Annotated in this window: 17 protein-coding genes; 13 read left to right on the plus strand and 4 right to left on the minus strand. The window is 74.3% G+C overall.

Translation table 11 applies throughout. The features are described 5' to 3' along the window. The first annotated feature begins 111 nt into the window (after positions 1–111). The 4 genes from fmt to AB0F89_RS18285 all read left to right on the plus strand — a co-directional run bounded on the left by fmt (position 112) and on the right by AB0F89_RS18285 (position 5,602). Positions 112–1,041 (plus strand): methionyl-tRNA formyltransferase, encoded by a 930-nt coding sequence (gene fmt / locus AB0F89_RS18270; RefSeq protein ID WP_367137735.1) that lies wholly within the window; start codon positions 112–114, stop codon positions 1,039–1,041. Beyond that, positions 1,038–2,465 (plus strand): RsmB/NOP family class I SAM-dependent RNA methyltransferase, encoded by a 1,428-nt coding sequence (locus tag AB0F89_RS18275; protein ID WP_367137737.1) that lies wholly within the window; start codon positions 1,038–1,040, stop codon positions 2,463–2,465. Before fmt ends, AB0F89_RS18275 begins: the two co-directional genes overlap by 4 nt. A 32-nt stretch (positions 2,466–2,497) precedes the next feature. Further along, complete coding sequence (locus AB0F89_RS18280; RefSeq protein WP_367137739.1) at positions 2,498–3,010, plus strand: flavoprotein; 513 nt, start codon at positions 2,498–2,500, stop codon at positions 3,008–3,010. A gap of 66 nt (positions 3,011–3,076) precedes the next feature. After that, positions 3,077–5,602, plus strand: coding sequence for a LuxR C-terminal-related transcriptional regulator (locus AB0F89_RS18285; RefSeq protein WP_367137741.1), 2,526 nt, complete (start codon positions 3,077–3,079; stop codon positions 5,600–5,602). Positions 5,603–5,932: 330 nt separating this feature from the next. Here the strand turns inward: AB0F89_RS18285 and AB0F89_RS18290 are convergent, their stop codons facing one another. Continuing rightward, entirely contained in the window at positions 5,933–6,577 is a 645-nt protein-coding gene (locus tag AB0F89_RS18290; RefSeq protein ID WP_367137743.1) for an SDR family NAD(P)-dependent oxidoreductase, read from the minus strand. A gap of 165 nt (positions 6,578–6,742) precedes the next feature. On the opposite strand from AB0F89_RS18290, the gene rpe reads away from it, so the two are divergent. The 7 genes from rpe to AB0F89_RS18325 all read left to right on the plus strand — a co-directional run bounded on the left by rpe (position 6,743) and on the right by AB0F89_RS18325 (position 12,776). Next, on the plus strand, positions 6,743–7,393 hold the full coding sequence (rpe, locus tag AB0F89_RS18295; protein ID WP_367138914.1) for a ribulose-phosphate 3-epimerase: 651 nt from the start codon (positions 6,743–6,745) through the stop codon (positions 7,391–7,393). Positions 7,394–7,407: 14 nt separating this feature from the next. Next, positions 7,408–8,415 carry a bifunctional diaminohydroxyphosphoribosylaminopyrimidine deaminase/5-amino-6-(5-phosphoribosylamino)uracil reductase RibD gene (gene ribD / locus AB0F89_RS18300; protein ID WP_367138916.1) on the plus strand — a complete coding sequence of 336 codons (1,008 nt, stop codon included), beginning with the start codon at positions 7,408–7,410 and terminating at the stop codon, positions 8,413–8,415. A gap of 8 nt (positions 8,416–8,423) precedes the next feature. Further along, the gene (locus AB0F89_RS18305; protein WP_367137745.1) at positions 8,424–9,035 is read left to right on the plus strand and encodes a riboflavin synthase; all 612 of its coding nucleotides are present in this window, start codon (positions 8,424–8,426) and stop codon (positions 9,033–9,035) included. Next, a complete protein-coding gene (locus tag AB0F89_RS18310; RefSeq protein WP_367137747.1) occupies positions 9,032–10,306 on the plus strand; it encodes a bifunctional 3,4-dihydroxy-2-butanone-4-phosphate synthase/GTP cyclohydrolase II in 1,275 nt (424 codons plus the stop codon). Before AB0F89_RS18305 ends, AB0F89_RS18310 begins: the two co-directional genes overlap by 4 nt. Continuing rightward, the gene (gene ribH / locus AB0F89_RS18315; protein WP_367137749.1) at positions 10,303–10,782 is read left to right on the plus strand and encodes a 6,7-dimethyl-8-ribityllumazine synthase; all 480 of its coding nucleotides are present in this window, start codon (positions 10,303–10,305) and stop codon (positions 10,780–10,782) included. The genes AB0F89_RS18310 and ribH overlap by 4 nt, the downstream gene beginning before the upstream one ends. Positions 10,783–10,790: 8 nt before the next feature. Beyond that, the gene (locus tag AB0F89_RS18320; RefSeq protein ID WP_367137752.1) at positions 10,791–11,228 is read left to right on the plus strand and encodes a PH domain-containing protein; all 438 of its coding nucleotides are present in this window, start codon (positions 10,791–10,793) and stop codon (positions 11,226–11,228) included. Positions 11,229–11,438: 210 nt separating this feature from the next. Beyond that, entirely contained in the window at positions 11,439–12,776 is a 1,338-nt protein-coding gene (locus tag AB0F89_RS18325) for a M28 family peptidase (protein WP_367137754.1), read from the plus strand. Here AB0F89_RS18325 and AB0F89_RS18330 read toward each other — a convergent pair. Genes AB0F89_RS18330 through AB0F89_RS18340 form a run of 3 tightly spaced genes read right to left on the minus strand, consistent with a single transcriptional unit; the run spans position 12,749 to position 15,753 of the window. Then, positions 12,749–13,729: a helix-turn-helix transcriptional regulator gene (locus tag AB0F89_RS18330; RefSeq protein WP_367137755.1), complete on the minus strand. Its 981-nt coding sequence runs from the start codon at positions 13,727–13,729 to the stop codon at positions 12,749–12,751. The genes AB0F89_RS18325 and AB0F89_RS18330 overlap by 28 nt on opposite strands. A 42-nt stretch (positions 13,730–13,771) precedes the next feature. Continuing rightward, on the minus strand, positions 13,772–14,254 hold the full coding sequence (locus tag AB0F89_RS18335) for a hypothetical protein (RefSeq protein ID WP_367137757.1): 483 nt from the start codon (positions 14,252–14,254) through the stop codon (positions 13,772–13,774). 2 nt (positions 14,255–14,256) lie between these two features. Further along, positions 14,257–15,753: a helix-turn-helix domain-containing protein gene (locus AB0F89_RS18340; RefSeq protein WP_367137759.1), complete on the minus strand. Its 1,497-nt coding sequence runs from the start codon at positions 15,751–15,753 to the stop codon at positions 14,257–14,259. 333 nt (positions 15,754–16,086) lie between these two features. Between AB0F89_RS18340 and AB0F89_RS18345 the strand changes: the two genes are divergently transcribed. Together AB0F89_RS18345 and AB0F89_RS18350 are read left to right on the plus strand one after the other, a co-directional pair. Then, positions 16,087–16,578 (plus strand): hypothetical protein, encoded by a 492-nt coding sequence (locus AB0F89_RS18345; protein WP_367137761.1) that lies wholly within the window; start codon positions 16,087–16,089, stop codon positions 16,576–16,578. Between the two features lie 14 nt (positions 16,579–16,592). Further along, the gene (locus AB0F89_RS18350; RefSeq protein ID WP_367137763.1) at positions 16,593–16,985 is read left to right on the plus strand and encodes a Rieske (2Fe-2S) protein; all 393 of its coding nucleotides are present in this window, start codon (positions 16,593–16,595) and stop codon (positions 16,983–16,985) included. The last annotated feature ends 19 nt before the right edge of the window (positions 16,986–17,004 follow it).

A 17,004-nucleotide genomic window follows, 5' to 3' on the forward strand; every position in this document is an offset into this window, starting at 1 on the left:
TCCTAGACTTGCGGTCTGCGGTCGCGCAGGAGATGCGAGGAGAGTGCGTGTTCGTCCACCAAGCCAGGCTGTCCGGTCCCGTTCCCGACGCGCGTTGCGGAGGGGCCTGACATGCGGTTGGTCTTCGCGGGCACGCCCGAGCCGGCCCTGCCGTCGTTGCGGGCGCTGCTGGACTCCGACCGGCACGAGGTGGTGGCGGTCGTCACCCGGCCGGACGCGCCCGCCGGTCGCGGTCGGCGGGTCGAGCGCTCCCCGGTCGCGGCGCTGGCCGACGAGCGCGGCATCGAGGTGCTGACCCCGGCCAAGGCGGGCGATCCGGCGTTCCAGGCGCGGTTGCGCGAGCTGGGGCCGGAGCTGTGCCCGGTGGTCGCCTACGGCGCGCTGCTGCCCGAGTCCGCCCTGGCCATCCCGACCCACGGCTGGGTGAACCTGCACTTCTCGGTGCTGCCCGCGTGGCGCGGCGCGGCCCCCGTGCAGGCGTCCGTGCGGCACGGCGACGACATCACCGGCGCGACCACGTTCCGCATCGTGAAGGAGCTGGACGCGGGTCCGGTGTTCGGCGTGGTGACCGAGCGGGTGCGCGACCGGGACACCTCCGGCGAACTGCTCGACCGGCTCGCCGAGTCCGGCGCGAAGCTGCTGCTGTCCACTGTGGACGGCATCGCGGACGGCACGCTGCGGCCGGTCGAACAGCCCTCGGAGGGCGTCAGCCACGCGCCGAAGGTGACCGTGGACGACGCGCGGCTGGACTTCGGCACCCCCGCCGCCGCGCTCGACCGGGTGGCCCGCGCGGTCACGCCGGAGCCCGGCGCGTGGGCGGAGTTCCGCGGCGAGCGGCTGAAGCTGGGGCCGGTACTGCCGGTCGAGGCGGGTGAACCGCTCGCGCCCGGCGAGGTCCGGGTGGAGCGCAAGCGCGTGCTCGTCGGCACGGCCACCGACCCGGTGGCGCTGGGCGACGTGCAGGCGCAGGGCAAGAAGCGGATGTCGGCGACCGACTGGGCGCGCGGCGCCCGGATCGAGGCGGGGGAGCGGATTTCATGACCCAGAGGTCTTCGCGTCCGTCCCGGCCGCAGCGGGCACACCCACCGCGCGGGCGCACCGGCCCGGCCCGGCCGCCGGTGGAGGACCCGGCCCGGCAGGCCGCGCTGGACACGCTGCGCGCGGTCCGGCAGCGCGACGCCTACGCGAACCTGGTGCTGCCCGGCATCCTGCGGGAACGCCGGATCACCGGTCGCGACGCGGCCCTGGCCACCGAGCTGACCTACGGCTCGCTGCGCGCGCAGGGACTGCTGGACGCGGTGCTGGCCGCGTGCGCCGACCGACCGCTGTCCGAAGTGGACGGCGCGGTGCTCGACGCGCTCCGGTTGGGCGCCTACCAGCTGCTGCGCACCCGCATCCCGGCGCACGCCGCCGTCGCGTCGACGGTCGACCTGGTGCGCGCCGAGCGCGGCTCGGGCGCGGCCGGGTTCGCCAACGCCGTGCTGCGCCGGGTCACCGGGCAGGACGAGGCGGCCTGGGTCGAGGAGATCGCGCCCGACGAGGACACCGACCCGATCGGGTACCTGGCCATGGCCAACGCCCACCCGCGGTGGATCGCGCAAGCGTTCGCGGAGGCGCTGGGGAGCCGGGGCGAGCCGCTGCGCGACGCGCTGGTCGCCGACGACCTGAGGCCCGCCGTGCACCTGGCCGCCCGGCCGGGCGAGTGCGCCGCGGACGAGCTGGCCGCGATGACCGGCGGCGAGGTGGCCCCGTACTCGCCGTACGGCGTGCACCTGGACGCGGGCGCGGGCGACCCGGGCGACCTCGACGCGGTGCGCGAGCGGCTGGCGGCGGTGCAGGACGAGGGCAGCCAGCTGTGCGCGGTGGCGCTGACGCGGGCGCCGGTCGACGGCCGGGACGAGCGCTGGCTCGACCTGTGCGCCGGGCCGGGAGGCAAGGCGGTGCTGCTGGCGTCGCTGGCGCGGCTGTCCGGCGCGTCGCTGGACGCGGTGGAGAAGGCCCCGCACCGGGCGGACCTGATCCGCAAGGCGGCGGGCGACCTGCCGATCGCGGTGCACGTCGCGGACGGCCGGGAGTCCGGGCTGGAGGAGGGCGGGTTCGACCGGGTGCTGGTGGACGCGCCGTGCACCGGGCTCGGCGCGCTGCGGCGTCGGCCGGAGGCGCGGTGGCGGCGGCAGCCGTCGGACGTCGCGCCGCTGGCCCGGTTGCAGCGCGAGCTGCTGACGGCGGCGTTGGGCCTGGTCCGGCCGGGTGGGGTGGTGGCGTACGTGGTGTGCTCGCCGCACCTGTCGGAGACGGTGGGCGTGGTGGCGGACGTGGCGCGGCGGACCGGGGCGGAGTGGTTGGACGCGCGGGAGTTCTTCCCGGGGGTGCCCGAGCTGGGCGACGGGCCGCAGGTGCAGTTGTGGCCGCACCTGCACGGGACGGATGCGATGTTCTGCGCGGTGCTGCGTCGGCCGGTGTGAGCGTGGGTGGTGCGGGCGCGGGTGGTGTGAGCGTGGGTGGTGCGGGCGTCGGGCGGGTGCTCGGGTTGGTCGTGTCGGCGGCGGGCGGGGTGGAGAAGTGGCTCGTCGACGGGCTCGCGCGGCCGTTGGCCGGGCAGGGGTGGCGGTTGGCCGTCACGGTGACGCCCACCGCCGCCCGGTGGCTGGAGCCGCTGCTCCCGGAGCTGGCGGCGATCACGGACCTGCCGGTGCGCTGGACGTCCCGGCTGCCGTCGGAGCCGAAGCCGCACCCGGTGCCGGACGCGTTCGTGTTCGCGCCCGCCACGGCGAACTCGCTGGCCAAGCTGGCGCTGGGGATCGGTGACAACCAGGCGCTGACGGTGCTGTGCGAGGGGCTGGGCCGCCGCGCGCCGCTGGTGGCGCTGCCGCAGGTGTCGGCGGACCAGGCCGGGCACCCGGCGTTCGAGGGGCACCTCGCCGTGCTGCGCGCGAGCGGGGTGGAGCTGGTCGACTCGCCGGCGGCGGTGGTCGATCGGGTCGCGTCCGGTTGGCCGCGATCGCGGTAACCGCACCGGTCGTTGACGGGGCTCGGCTGAATTGACAGCCAGTCGAGATGCGTAGCAGTCTTGATTGTGTCGAAATTGTACGGCCGGGATCGTGAATGGGCTTCGGTTCTCCGCTTCCTGTCCGCGCCCGGTGGCCTGCTGGCCATCGACGGCCCGCCGTGCTCCGGCAAGACCTCCCTGCTGCGCGAAGCCGTCTCCGCCGCCCGTGAGCGCGGGTACGCCGTCGTCGTGGTGTCCGGCGCGCACCTGGCGGGGTCGTCCGCCGTGGCGGCGGTTCTCGATCGGGTGAATGTGAGCGCCCGGCCGCTGCTCGCGGTCGACCAGGCGCACCAGGACCCCGCCGCCCTGCTCGCGCTGCTGCCCAGGCTGGCCGAGCGCCGGATCCCCGCGCTGCTGGCGCTGTCCGGCGGCCTGGCGGGCGGCGAGGTCCGGCTCGCCCTGTCCTCGCGCGGCGACGTGCTGCCGCTGCCCCCGGTGGACGACGAAGCGGTCGAGCGCATGGTCACCGACCTGGTGGACGCGACACCGCACCCGGACCTGACGGCGTTCACGGCGGGCGCGGGCGGCAACCCGCGGCTGGTCGCCGAACTGGTCGCCGGCCTGCGGGAGGAGGGGCGGCTGGAGGTCCACGACGGCGTCGCCCGACCGCGCGGCGGCTGGCTGCCGCGCCGGGTGTGCGCGGTGGTGCGCGGCCAGGTCGACGCGATGTCGGCCAAGGCGACCCAGGTGCTGCGGGTCGCGGCCGTGCTCGGCCGGTCGTTCCTGCTGCGCGACGTGGCCGCGATGATGGACGAGACCACGGCGGCGCTGCTGCTGACCGTGGACGAGGTGCTGGCCTCGGGGCTGGTCGGGTGCACGGGCGAGCAGCTGGAGTTCGGCTCCGACCTGGTGTGGCGGGCCGTCGTGGACTCGATGCCCGGTTCGGTGCGCCACGCCCTGCGGCAGGACGTGAAGGTGCTGCGCGCGCAGCTGGCCGAGCGGGCGGCGCGGCCGGTGCGCGAGGAACCCGACGTGGACGAGGGTCGCGGCGCCGTCGCCGTGCAGGGCGTCCGGGCGCTGGCCGCGAGCGGGAAGCTCGGGTCCGCCATCGTGCTGGCCAGGGAGAGCCTGGCGCGAGGGGTGCCCGCGGAGAGCGCGGCGGAGCTGCACGTGGTGCTGGGCGGGATCCTGCTGGCCGACGGGCGGCCCGCCGACGCGGCGGCGGAGATGGAGTACGTGCTGGTCACGCCGGGCGTGGTCGGGCCGCTGCGGCGGTTGGCGGAGGCGGGGCGGGTGCTGTCGCTGTACTTCGCGACCGGCAGCCGGGCGGGCGCGCACGCGTTGTCGGTGCTGACGACGCGGGACCGCGAGCCCGGTGACGCGGACGTGGTGATGGCCGCGACGGTGCACTCGTGCCTGGAGTGGAACGCCGGGAAGCTCGCCGAGGGCATGTACTGGGGGCGTGAGTCGACGCGCTGGGAGCTGGACCGGCCCACGGCGTGGTGGCAGTCGCAGTCCGCGGTGTCGTTCGCGTTGAAGCTGTCGGCGCTGGGCGAGTTCGAGCAGGCCGGGCGGCTGGTGCGCGGCGGGGTGGTGTGCGAGGACGAGCGGGCCGCGCGCGAGGCGTTGACCTGCGACGACGACGAGGCGGTGACGACCGGCGCGCCCACCGCGCGGACCATCGCGCGGGCGCGGGTGCTGACCCAGCAGGGGAAGCTGGCCCAGGCGCTGGTGGTGGCGCGGCGCGGCCTGTCCGCCGCGCGCGACCGGGGCCTGAGGCTCCTGGTGCCGCTCGCGTCGACCGTGCTGGCGACGGTGGCCCTGCACCGGGGCGAGGTCGCGGCGGCGGCGGAGCACGTGCGCCGGTACCGGGCGGACCTGGCAGCCGGGGAGGCGGTGCTGCACTCCGGGCAGTACGACTGGGTGGAGCTGCTGCTGGCGCACGCCCAGGACGGGCCGGAGCGGGCCGTCGAGCTGGCCAGGCAGCGGATGGCGGACCTGGGCTGCGCGCGCCGGATGCTGATCGAGGAGCCGGGGGCGGCGCCGTGGCTGGTGCGGCAGGCGTCGGCGGTCGGTGACAGCGCGCTGGCGGAGGAGGTCGTCGGGGCGGCCGAGCGGTTGGCGGCCGACAACCCCGGGTTCGAGGTGGTGTCGACGGCGGCGGGTCACGCGCGGGCGCTGCTGGACCGCGACGCGGAGCGGTTGCTGGCGGCGGCGGGGCGGCACCGGCACCCGTGGGCGAAGGCCAACGCGAACGAGGACCTGGCGGTGGTGCTGGCGGAGAGCGGGGACGCGGGGCGGGCGGCGGCGCACACGACGTTGGCCTCGCGGATCTTCGAGCGGATGGGGGCGGAGGGGGAGCTGGTCCGGTTACGCGGGGTGGGCGCGGGTTCCGGCGCCGGTGGTGGCAGTGACGAGTGGAGGCGGTTGAGCGAGCCGGAGCGGGACATCGCCCGGCTGGTGGGGGCGGGGATGACGAACCGTCAGGTGGCGAAGCAGCTCTACCTGTCGCCGCACACGGTGAACTACCACCTGCGGGGGATCTTCAAGAAGCTCGGCATCAGCTCACGCGTGGAACTGGCCCGCTTCGCCCACGAACAAACCTCCGTCTAACCCCCCGCGTTCGCGCGTGTCGAACGCTCACGTACCGCGTGTCGAACGTTCAGGTCGCGCGAGTTCAACGCTCAGGGCGCGAGAGTCCTACGTTGGGAGCGCGAGAGTCCTACGTTGGGGAGTGCTGAGTTCAACGTTCAGGGCGGGGGAGAGTCCGGTTCGATTTGACATGGGGCCCTTACGGGCACCCTATGCAGGCCAAAGCCGGCAGGCCCGGCGGGGTAAAGCGTCCCGCCGGGCCTGCCGGCTTCGTCCAGCCTATGGCACCCGAACCCATGTCAAATCGAACCTCTGCGGGTTGGCGGCGGGTCCGATGTGGTGGGGTTGTTGTTAAGCGCCGAGGGCGTTGGACATGGGATGGTCGGTGGTGTCGGCCAGCAGGAATTTCACTTCGTCGGTGACGCGGTTGACGTCGGTGGGGGCTACTACGGCGCAGTGGACGCCGTGAGCGGCTACCTCCAGGGCCAGGCACTCGGTGTAGGCGACGGCCGCCGCACGTGACGCTGCGTAGGCCGCTATCCCCGAACGTGGGACCGCCACTACGTGGGCGGGCACCATGACGATGGTGCCGCGGCCCCGTTGGACCATGCGGGTGGCGACGGCGCGGGAGACGTTGAACACGCCGTCGACGTTGACCGCGAAGCTGTGCGACCACTCCTCGTCGGTGATCGACAGGGCCGGGCCCGGTCGCAGGGCGCCCGGCATGGTGACCAGGGCGTCGATCGGGCCGAACTCGCGTTCCACCTGGTCGACGAGGGCGTCGACGGCGGCGCTGGAGGTCACGTCCATCTGCCGCCCGGCGATCCGCAGGCCCTGGCCGTCGAGCCGTTCGACCAGGTCGGCGAGTCTGGCGCCGTTGCTGTCCACGGCCGCGACCATCGCTCCCTGCCTGGCCAGTGACTCGACCACCTCGGTGCCGAGCGGTGAACAGGCGCCGGTGACCAGTGCGATCTTGTGGCGGAATTCGGCATTCATCCCCAGTGCTCCCCAGTTGCTGCCCCCGACGTCGAACGTAATGGCCGCCACAGCCGGAGGGAACTACCCGCGTGAGTAGTCGAAAGGGCCGGGGTGAAATACGACTCCCGGCCAGGTCGGGGCAATCGCGGAAGCCTAGACTCGGCAGCCGTGGTCCACCAGCCGATGATCGCCCCGAGCATCCTGTCCGCCGATTTCGCCCGCCTCGCCGACGAGGCCGCCGCCGTGTCGTCGGCGGACTGGCTGCACGTGGACGTCATGGACGCGCACTTCGTGCCCAACCTGACCATCGGCCTGCCGGTGGTGAAGTCGCTGCGCAAGGCCACCGACCTGCCGCTGGACTGCCACCTCATGATCGACGACCCGGACCGCTGGGCCGTCGGCTACGCGGAGGCGGGCGCGTACAACGTCACCGTGCACGCCGAGGCCGCCGGGGATCCGGTGCGGTTGGCGAAGGACCTGCGCGCGGCGGGGGCGAAGGCCGGGTTGTCGCTGAAGCCCGGCACGTCGCTGGAGTCCTGCCTGGACGTGCTGAAGCACTACGACACGTTGCTGATCATGTCGGTGGAGCCCGGGTTCGGCGGGCAGTCCTTCATGGCCGATGTGCTGGGCAAGGTGCGCGAGGCCCGCCGACTGGTCGACACCGGGCACCTCAAGCTGGTCATCGAGATCGACGGCGGCATCAACGCGGACACCATCGAGCAGGCGGCGGAGGCCGGGGTGGACTGCTTCGTGGCCGGGTCCGCGGTGTACGACGCGGCCGACCCCGGGGCGGCCCTGGAGCGGCTGCGCGAGCAGGCGTCGCGCGCGCGGTGAACCTGGACGAGGCGATGGCGCTGGCCATCGAGGCCGGTGAACGGGTTCGCGGCAGCACCAGCCCGAACCCGCCGGTGGGGTGCGTGGTCCTCGACGCCGGCGGCGCCGTGGTCGGTGTCGGCGGGACGCGGCCGGCCGGTGGGCCGCACGCCGAGGTGGTCGCGCTCGCCGCCGCGGGGGAGCGGGCCCGGGGTGGGACGGCGGTGGTGACGTTGGAGCCGTGCGCGCACTTCGGGCGGACGCCGCCGTGCGCGCGGGCGTTGGTGGACGCGGGGGTGGCGCGGGTCGTCCACGCGGTCGCGGACCCGAACCCGAAGGCGGCCGGCGGGGCTTCGGTGCTGCGCGCGGGTGGGGTCCGGGTCGAGTCGGGGTTGCTCGCGGTGGAGGTCGAGCGGGGGCCGTTGCGGGCCTGGCTGCACTACGCGCGCACCGGGCGGCCGCACGTGACGTGGAAGTACGCGGCCGGGCTGGACGGGCGGGTGGCCGCCGGGGACGGCACGAGCCGGTGGATCAGCTCCGAGGAGTCGCGGGCCGAGGTGCACGAGTTGCGCTCGAAGGTGGACGCGATCGTGGCCGGCACGGGAACGGTTCGCGTCGATGACCCGAGATTGACCGCGCGGGCGGCGCGTCCGGGGGAGGATGTGGCCAGGCAGCCGTTGCGGGTGGTCGTCGGGAGGAGCGACCTGCCGCCGGGCGCCCGGGTCCTGGACGACGAGGCGGAGACGATGCACCTGCGCACGCACGACCCGGACGCGGTGCTCGGCGCGCTGGCCGCGCGCGGCGTGGTTGACGTGCTGCTGGAAGGCGGGCCTACGCTGGCGGGCGCGTTCGTCGCGGCGGGGCGCGTCGACCGGGTGCTGGCTTATCTGGCGCCGAAGTTCCTGGGTGACGGGCCGTCCGCCCTGCTGGGCGCGGGGGTGTCGACCGTCACCGAGGCGGTGGGATTGGTCGTCGAGCAGGTCAGTATGTGCGGGCCGGACGTGCGGGTTTCCGCAGTGGTGCCACCCGGCGCCGCACGCTAAGGAGGAACGTGTTCACCGGGATCGTCGAGGAGTTGGGTGAGGTCGTCGCCGTCGCCGACCTGCCGGACGCGGCCCGCGTCACCATCGCGGGTCCGCTGGTGACCAGCGACGCGAAGCACGGCGATTCGATATCGGTCAACGGCGTGTGCCTCACCGTGGTGGACGTCGCCGCCGGCGCGTTCACCGCGGACGTCATGCGCGAGACGCTGACCCGCAGCAGCCTGGCCAAGGTCGCCGAGGGCGACCGGGTCAACCTGGAGCGCGCCGCCGCCGTCGGCCAGCGCCTGGGGGGCCACATCGTGCAAGGCCACGTGGACGGCACCGGTGTGGTGCTGGCCAGGGAGAGGGCCGAGCACTGGGAAGTGGTCCACATCGGACTGCCGCCGGGCCTGGCCCGGTACGTGGTGGAGAAGGGCTCGATCACCGTGGACGGCGTGTCGCTGACCGTGGTGTCGGTCTCGGAGGACCGGTTCTCGGTGAGCCTCATCCCGACCACGTTGGAGCTCACCACCCTCGGCCGGCGCGCGCCGGGCGACCACGTCAACCTGGAGGTGGACGTGCTGGCGAAGTACGTCGAGCGCCTTGCGCTCCCGCACCTGCGCGCGGAGGAGGCCCGGTGAAGGACTTCGCGCAGATCGAGCGGGCCCTCGCGGACATCGCCGCGGGCAGGCCCGTCGTCGTCGTGGACGACGAGGACCGCGAGAACGAGGGCGACCTGATCTTCGCCGCGGAGAAGGCGACGCCGGAGCTGCTGGCGTTCATGGTCCGCTACACGTCCGGGTACGTGTGCGTGGCGCTGACCGAGACCGACTGCGCGCGGCTGGACCTGCCGCCGATGTACCACACGAACCAGGACGAGCGCGGCACCGCGTACACCGTGACCGTGGACGCCCGGGAGGGCGTGACCACCGGCATCTCGGCGGCGGACCGGGCTTACACGATCCGGCTGCTGGCCGACCCGGACGCGACCGCCAAGGACTTCAACCGGCCCGGTCACGTGGTGCCGCTGCGCGCCCGTGACGGCGGCGTGCTGCGCCGTCCCGGGCACACCGAGGCGGCCGTGGACCTGGCGCGGCTGGCCGGGCTCGGGCCGGCGGGCGTGCTCTGCGAGATCGTGTCGCAGAAGGACGAGGGCGACATGGCCCGCCGCGACGAGCTGCAGGTCTTCGCGGACGACCACGACCTGGCGCTGATCACGATCGCCGACCTGATCGCCTACCGGCGGCGGGTGGAGACGCAGGTGGAGCGGGTCGCCGAGGCGCGCATCCCGACCGCGCACGGCACGTTCACCGCGGTGGGCTACGACAGCAAGCTGGACGGCATCGAGCACATCGCGATGGTGTACGGCGACCTGGGCGACGGCGAGGACGTGCTGGTCCGGGTGCACTCGGAGTGCCTGACCGGCGACGTGTTCGCCTCGCTGCGCTGCGACTGCGGCCCGCAGCTGGACGCGGCGCTGGAGGCGGTGGCGGCGCAGGGACGCGGCGTCGTGCTCTACATGCGCGGGCACGAGGGCCGGGGCATCGGCCTGATGCACAAGCTGCAGGCCTACCAGTTGCAGGACCACGGCGCGGACACGGTGGACGCGAACCTGGACCTCGGCCTGCCCGCCGACGCGCGTGACTACGGCACCGGCGCGCAGATCCTGGCGTCGCTGGGCATCAAGTCGATGCGGCTGCTGACCAACAACCCGGCCAAGCGGGTCGGCCTGGAGGGGTACGGGCTGACCGTGCTGGACCGGGTGCCGCTGCCGATCTCGCCGAACCCGGAGAACCTGCGGTACCTGCGCACGAAGCGGGACCGGATGGGGCACGAGCTGCACCAGCTGGAGCAGTACGAGGCGTTGAGCCAGGGTGGCGCGGTGGTGTCCACCACGGAGGGAGCGGAATGAGCGGCGAAGGGCGACCGGAGGACGTCGTCCCCGACGCGGCGGGGCTGACGCTGGGCGTGGTGGCCACGCGCTGGCACGCGAAGATCACCGACAACCTGGTCGAGCGGGCGCTGGCCGCGGCGTCGGGGGCGGGTGTCGCGGCGCCGACGGTGGTGCGGGTCGCGGGCGCCGTCGAGCTGCCGGTGGTGGCGCAGGAGCTGGCCCGCTCGCACGACGCCGTGGTGGCGCTGGGCGTGGTGATCCGGGGCGGCACGCCGCACTTCGAGTACGTGTGCGACGCGGTGACCGCCGGTCTGACCAGGGTCGCGCTGGACTCCTCGACGCCGGTCGGCAACGGCGTGCTGACCACCGACGACGAGGACCAGGCGCTGGCTCGCGCCGGGTTCCCGGACTCGGTGGAGGACAAGGGGTTCGAGGCGTGCGTGGCGGCGCTGGGCACGGCGCTCGTGCTGCGCGGGCTGCGAGCGGGCACGTGAGGGCCGCCGTGACCGCCGAAGCCGTCGAGTTCCGCCCGAAGAAGATCCGCCTGGTGTCCGCGGCGTGCGCGGTGTTCCTCGTGGTCGTGTTCACCGTGGTGGGGTTGCTGCTGGGCGACACGCCGACCGGCGTGATCTTCCGGACGTCCGACCAGGTCGCGATGGTCTGCCTCGGGGTGCTGCTGGCGTGCGGCGTGCTGCTGCTGGCCAGGCCGCGGGTGCGGGCCGACGCCGAGGGCGTCGAGGTGCGCAACGTGGTGACCGTGCGCCGGTTCGACTGGCAGCAGGTGCTGCACGTGTCGTTCCCGGACGGCGCGTCGTGGGCCCGGCTGGAGCTGCCGGACGACGAGTACGTGTCGATCATGGCCGTGCAGGCGGTGGACCGGGACCACGCCGTGGCCGCCGTCCGCGCGCTGCGCGAGCTGCACCGGGCCGCCACGCGCTGAGCGTTGAACTCGGGGGTCCTGGACGTAGGACTCTCGGGTCCTGGACGTAGGACACGCGCGAGAGTCGTCCGTTCGGGATGGGTGAGTCGTGCGTTCGGACCCGCTGGTCGTCGTGGGCCGTCGGGGGGCGGGGTGTCCTCCGACGGCACCCTTGCCCCGCCCCGGGACCCTGCCTAAGTTCGGGTGATCGACGAGCTTGGGGGGCCCGACATGCGCAGACGTTCACTCCTGACCGGCGCCGCGGCGGTGGCCGGGGCGGTGACGCTCGGCCTGAACCCGGCGGCGCGGGCGCAGCGGCCCGGCGCGTCCGACCGGCCGGACCTGTTCCTCGGCGACTTCCCGGTGGTCGGCCGGGTGCGGTCGCGCCGGGCGATGGAGCACCTGCGGGTGCTCAGCGAGCGGATCGGGCAGCGGATCGGCGGCACGGAGTCCGAGCACCGGGCCCGCGACTACCTGGCGTCCGTGCTGCGCGACCTGCGCTACCGGGTGACGCTCCAGCCGTTCGCGGTGCCGGACAAGTACCTGTCGACGCTGACCGTCGGCGGGGACACCTGGAACGCGGCCGCGTCCCGCTTCGGCGCCCTCGGCGTCACGGCCGGCGGCCCGGTGGTCGACCTCGGCAACGGCGCGTCGCCGCCCGGGGACCTGACCGGGAAGGTCGCGCTGCTGGTGAACCTGCCGACCGGGTCGACGGCGGTGCTGGACGCGGTGCGGGCGGGCGCGGCGGCGGTGCTGGTGGGGCGGGTGTCGACGCCGCCGGCGGGCAAGACGGGCGCGTTCTCGCCGACGTTGACCGAGAACGTCGCGGTGCCGGTGCTGGGCGTCGCGCAGGTGCACGTGGAGCGGCTGCGGGCGGCCGGTCCGGTGTCGGTGTCGGTCTCCACCACCCACCACCCCGGCCTGACCTCGTACAACGTCATCGCCGACCGGCCCGCGACGTTCCCCGGCCGGGACGAGGGCGTGGTCATGGTGACCGCGCACTACGACAGCGTGCCCGGCTCGCCCGGCGCGAACGACGACGGCAGCGGCACCGTGCTGACCCTGGAGCTGGCCCGCGTGCTGCGCCACCTGCCGACGCACCGGGCGCTGCGGTTCGTGCTGTGGGGTTCGGAGGAGCAGGGCCTGCTCGGCTCGCGCCACTACGTGAGCCAGCTGGCCGACGCGGACGCCGCGCGCATCGCGGGCGTGTTCCAGAACGACATGGTCGCCACCAGCCACGGCCCGGCGACCGCCTACTGGCTGCTCTCGGTGGACGGCGGCGACAACCCCACCACCGCCGAGGTCGCCGCCGCCGCCACCCGGCTGGGGTACGGCGCTCAGGTGCACGGCCCGGTGCCGCGCGGCAGCAGCGACCACGTGCCGTTCCACGAGCGCGGGATCGCGGCGGCGAACTTCAGCTGGCGCGGCGAGGGCGGCCCGCACGAGCTGGAACCGCTCTACCACACGCCCGAGGACACGATCGCGCAGAACGTCAGCCCGGACCGCCTGCAGATCTCCCTGGAGCTGATCGGCGCCGCCGCCTACCGGTTGGCCTGCTCCCGCGGCTGATCGTCGCCGGCCGCCCGGAGCAGCCGCCGCGCCGTGGCCCGGAGGTGCTGCTTCAGCTCCTCCGGGCCCTGCACCTCGAAGTCGACGCCGATCATCGCGATCCACAGCCCGACGTCCTCCAGCGACGGCGTGCCGACGGTCAGCAGCGTGCGCTCGTCGTCGATCCGCTCCAGGTGCGCCGAGGTGGCCGAGGTGCGGGCCGCGACCACGTCGTACGGCGCGTGCATGACCAGCCGGGCCTCGTGCTGGTACGGCGCCACGGACAGCTGCCGCGACACGTACGCCGCCAGGTCCTCGGCGGGCGGCTCGCGCGGCGGGAAGCGGGCGCCGAGCGTCGGCTCCTCCTCGATCCGGTCGACCCGGAACGTCCGCCAGTCCTCCTTGTCCACGTCCCACGCCACCAGGTACCAGCGCCGCCCGGTGTGGGCCAGGCCGAGCGGTTCGACGTGCCGCCGGGTGCCGCCGTCCCGCCCGGCGTAGGGGAACCGCAGCCGCTGGCCGTCCCGGCACGCGACCGCGATCGTGGTCAGCGTGCCGGAGTCCACCTGCGTCGCGCGCGTGGGCAGCGCCACGGTGTGCGCCTGCAGCGCGTTCACCCGCCGCCGCAGCCGGGCGGGCAGCACCTGCTCCAGCTTGGCCAGGGCGCGCACCGACGTCTCCTCGATGCCGGTGACGGTGCCGTTCGCCGCCGTGCGCAACCCGACCGCGACCGCCACGGCCTCGTCGTCGTCCAGCAGCAGCGGCGGCAGCTCGGCGCCCGCGCCCAGCCGGTAGCCGCCCGCCACGCCCGGCTCGGCGTTGACCGGGTAGCCGAGGGTGCGCAGCTTGTCCACGTCCCGCCGCACGGTCCGCACGTCCACGCCGAGCCGGCGCGCGAGGTCCGCGCCGGTCCAGTCGCGGCGCACCTGCAGCAGCGACAGCAGCTTGAGCAGACGGGCCGAGGTCTCCAGCATGGGCCGCAGTCTGCCGGCCAACGCGGACGACCCCGGTCCGCGTTACGCCCTCCGCGCTCCTCCCGGCCAGACGACCACCACCGGCACGCCCGACGCGCGCGCCGTCTCCACGACGTCCGCCGTGCCGCCGCGACCGTCCGGCGGCTGCCCGTCCCACACCGCGATCAGCAGCTCCACCGACGCGAGCATCCGCTCGTTCGCCATCACGTAGGCGTGCCGACCGGACAGCTCGTTGGGCAGCACGCTGACGACGTGCGCGCGGGCCAGCAGCTCGTCGTAGGCGGCCCGCTTCTCCGGTTTCAGCTTCTCCCGGTAGTCCATCGCGGGCAGCACCACCTCGACCCGGCCGCCCAGCTCCAGCACCACCCCGGCGAACAGCTGGTCCGCGCCGGGCGCCAGGCAGGTCACCCCGACCAGGGATGACCCGCCCGCCGCCTCGGCCTCCAACGCCGTGCGGATGGCTTCGCGCACGTCGTCGACGCAGTCGGGCGCCAGATTGCTGTGCCCGGTGATCCCCACCCGCATCACTAGGCCGTCCGCACCCCGCGGATCGCCTCACGGGTGTCGCGCACGACCGCGAGGTCGCGGTGCCGCTCCGCCTCCTGGGCGAAGTCCTGCAACTTGCGCACCACCCGCCCGGACGCCAGCCCGGCCGCCGTCGGCAGCACCTGCTGGATCAGCCCGCACGCCTCCTCGGGCTCGCCCGCGACCATCTTCGTGCGGGCCAACCCGATGACGTCGAACGCCCGGTTGCGGACCCTGGCCGGGTCGCGCAGGTCCAGCGCCCGCCTGATGTGCTGCTCGGCCAGCGGCGCCTGCTTCGGGTCGTGCCCGGCCAGGTCCCGCATCCGGGCCCCGATGACGCCTTCCAGCTCCGCCTCGTCGAACGTGTCCAGCCACCACGGGTCCGAGCCGGGCCGCCGCTGGGCGAAGCTGTCCTGCGCCTGCCCGACCGCCCGGTGGAACTCCCGCACCCGACCCATCTGCGCGTACGCCCACGCCTCCCGGGTCAGCAGCAACGCCTGCAACGTCGGCGTCGCGGTGCGCCTGGTGCCGTACTGGCCGAGCTGGACCAGCTCCAACCCGTCCTCGGGTCGCCCGAGGTCGAACATCTGCCTGGCCATCGCGGCCAGGCACAGGGCCGCGAACGGGTCGTTGCGCCCGGCTTTCGCCATGCGCACGCCGAGCACGTAGTACCGCTGCGCGGCGTCGTGCATCCCCGCGTCCCACGACATGCTCGCCGCGACCTTGGACAGCTCGGCCCCGATGAAGAAGGCCCGTTCCGTGGTCGGCCCCGCCGGCGCCCGCGACAACCGCTCGGCCAGTTCCTCCAACTGCCCGAGCACCGCCTTGCGGGCCAGCCCGTACCCGCCTCGCCCGCCCCACCCGCGCAGCCCGTCGGCGACGCGCTGCAGCGCCGCCAACTCCTCCTCGCTGATCGCCGCGCTGGACGACCACCTGGACAGGGGCTGCAAGGGGTGGAGCCACCGCTGGAGCGGTTCGACCAGTGCGGGACCCATCGCCACCGCGGCGGCTCCGGTGAGCGCCGCTCGTCTGCTGATCGCCAAGTCGTTCCTCGCCGTCTCCTCGACCGATCTGGCAATGCTCGACGCGTCCCACGCCGCGGCGAGCACATCGGGCGAGGCGCCGCGATCGGCGCCCGCCTGGCTTGGGATTCCGACGCGGTCGAACCACAGCCGGTCGGCCGGGACGCCGAGCGCCCGCGCGAAGTGGCGCAGGCGGTCGATCCGGTCGATCGGGTTCTCACCGGTCTCGTACCGCGACAGCTGCGCCTGGGAGATGCCCAGCCAGGACGCCATGCGGTCTTGGGTGACGCGGCTGACGTGCTGGGGGTGGTGCCGGTAGGCGGCGAGGAGGGCGCCCATGTTCCGGTCGGTGAACGCGGCGGCCATCGCCTCGTGGTCCCAGAAGTCCGCGGGGACCTCGGGTGGTCCGTAGAGCTCGGTCCGAGCGTTGCGGCGACAACGCTGGCAGAGCCGGTCGGTGTTGTCGGCGGCGATCAACGCCCCGCACGACGGGCATGCGCGCCTGGTACTGGCTGCTCCACGAGCTTTCCGATCCATGGCTCGCTCCCGTCACTGAGCGTGGTCACCAGTCTATAGACATGTGATCAGGAGTCCATGCATTTCGTGCATAAGACGGGGTGGGCCGCACTTCGGCGGCCTCGTGACGGGGCGTGCCGGATGGGGGCCATCCGGCGCGTGCATGGATCCGACCCGATAACGGTGTGGTGGAACGCGGTCGTCCGACGGACGCTCGTGGTGTGCCAGTGCCGGGACGACCCCGCGGCCCGCGCACGCCGCCCGCTCCACCCGACCGGGGAGGGACCTCCACCGATGAGCATCACCGCCGCCACCACCGCAGACAACGGCCCGCGGTACGGGCCACGCGACCGCGCGCACCAGCAGGCACTCGGTGAGGCGATCGCGGGCTACCGGCTGCTCGGCTGGAAGGTGTCCGTCACCGAGCAGGGCGTCTTCCTGCCGCTGGGCCCCGCCACCACCGCCCTGGCCATGCCCGCCCGGATCGGCTCGCGGGTCCTGGCCGACCTCAAGGCCAGGATGCTCGCCGGCCCGGTCACCGTCATCCCGGGCCCGCGGGAGCACTGGATCTTCCTCGCCGAGCTGGTCGCCCTGCTGCCCACGCACCTGAAGGCGCCCGCCGAGGTCCAGTTCGTCCGCTCGCCGCAGCGCATCGCCCTGCCGCCGACGATGACCAGGTACGGGTCGCTGCGCTGGGCGAACCCGCCGTCGCACTCGCGGCACTGGTTCCCGCCGTTCACGGCGGTGCTGGCGCTGGCCCGCACGGCGGTGACCAAGGACCAGTAGGCGAGGATGGGCGGGTGGACCGACGGACGTTGCTGTGCGGACTGCTCGCCCTCACCGCCTGCGGCGCGGGCGGGCCGACGCGTCGGCCCGGGGTCGGCTCCGCCCGCGCGGGTGACCGGATCGCCGGGCTCGCCGACCTGCCGATCGGCTCCGGCGCGCTGGTCGACGTCGCCGGAGACGGCCAGTTGTTGCTGGTCAGGCCATCGGAGTCGGAAGTGCGGGCGTTCAACCCGGCCTGCCCGCACCAGGGCACCACGGTGAACCCGCCCGCCGCCGGCGCGATCACCTGCCCGACGCACCGCAGCGCGTTCGACCCGGTTTCCGGCGCGGTGCTGTCCGGTCCGTCACCCCGCGGGTTGACCGAGGTGGCGGTCTCGGTGGCCGGGCCGGACGTGGTGCTCTCCTGAAGATCCCGTCCCAACGGCC

The organism is Saccharothrix sp. HUAS TT1, assembly GCF_040744945.1.
Lineage (GTDB): Bacteria > Actinomycetota > Actinomycetes > Mycobacteriales > Pseudonocardiaceae > Actinosynnema.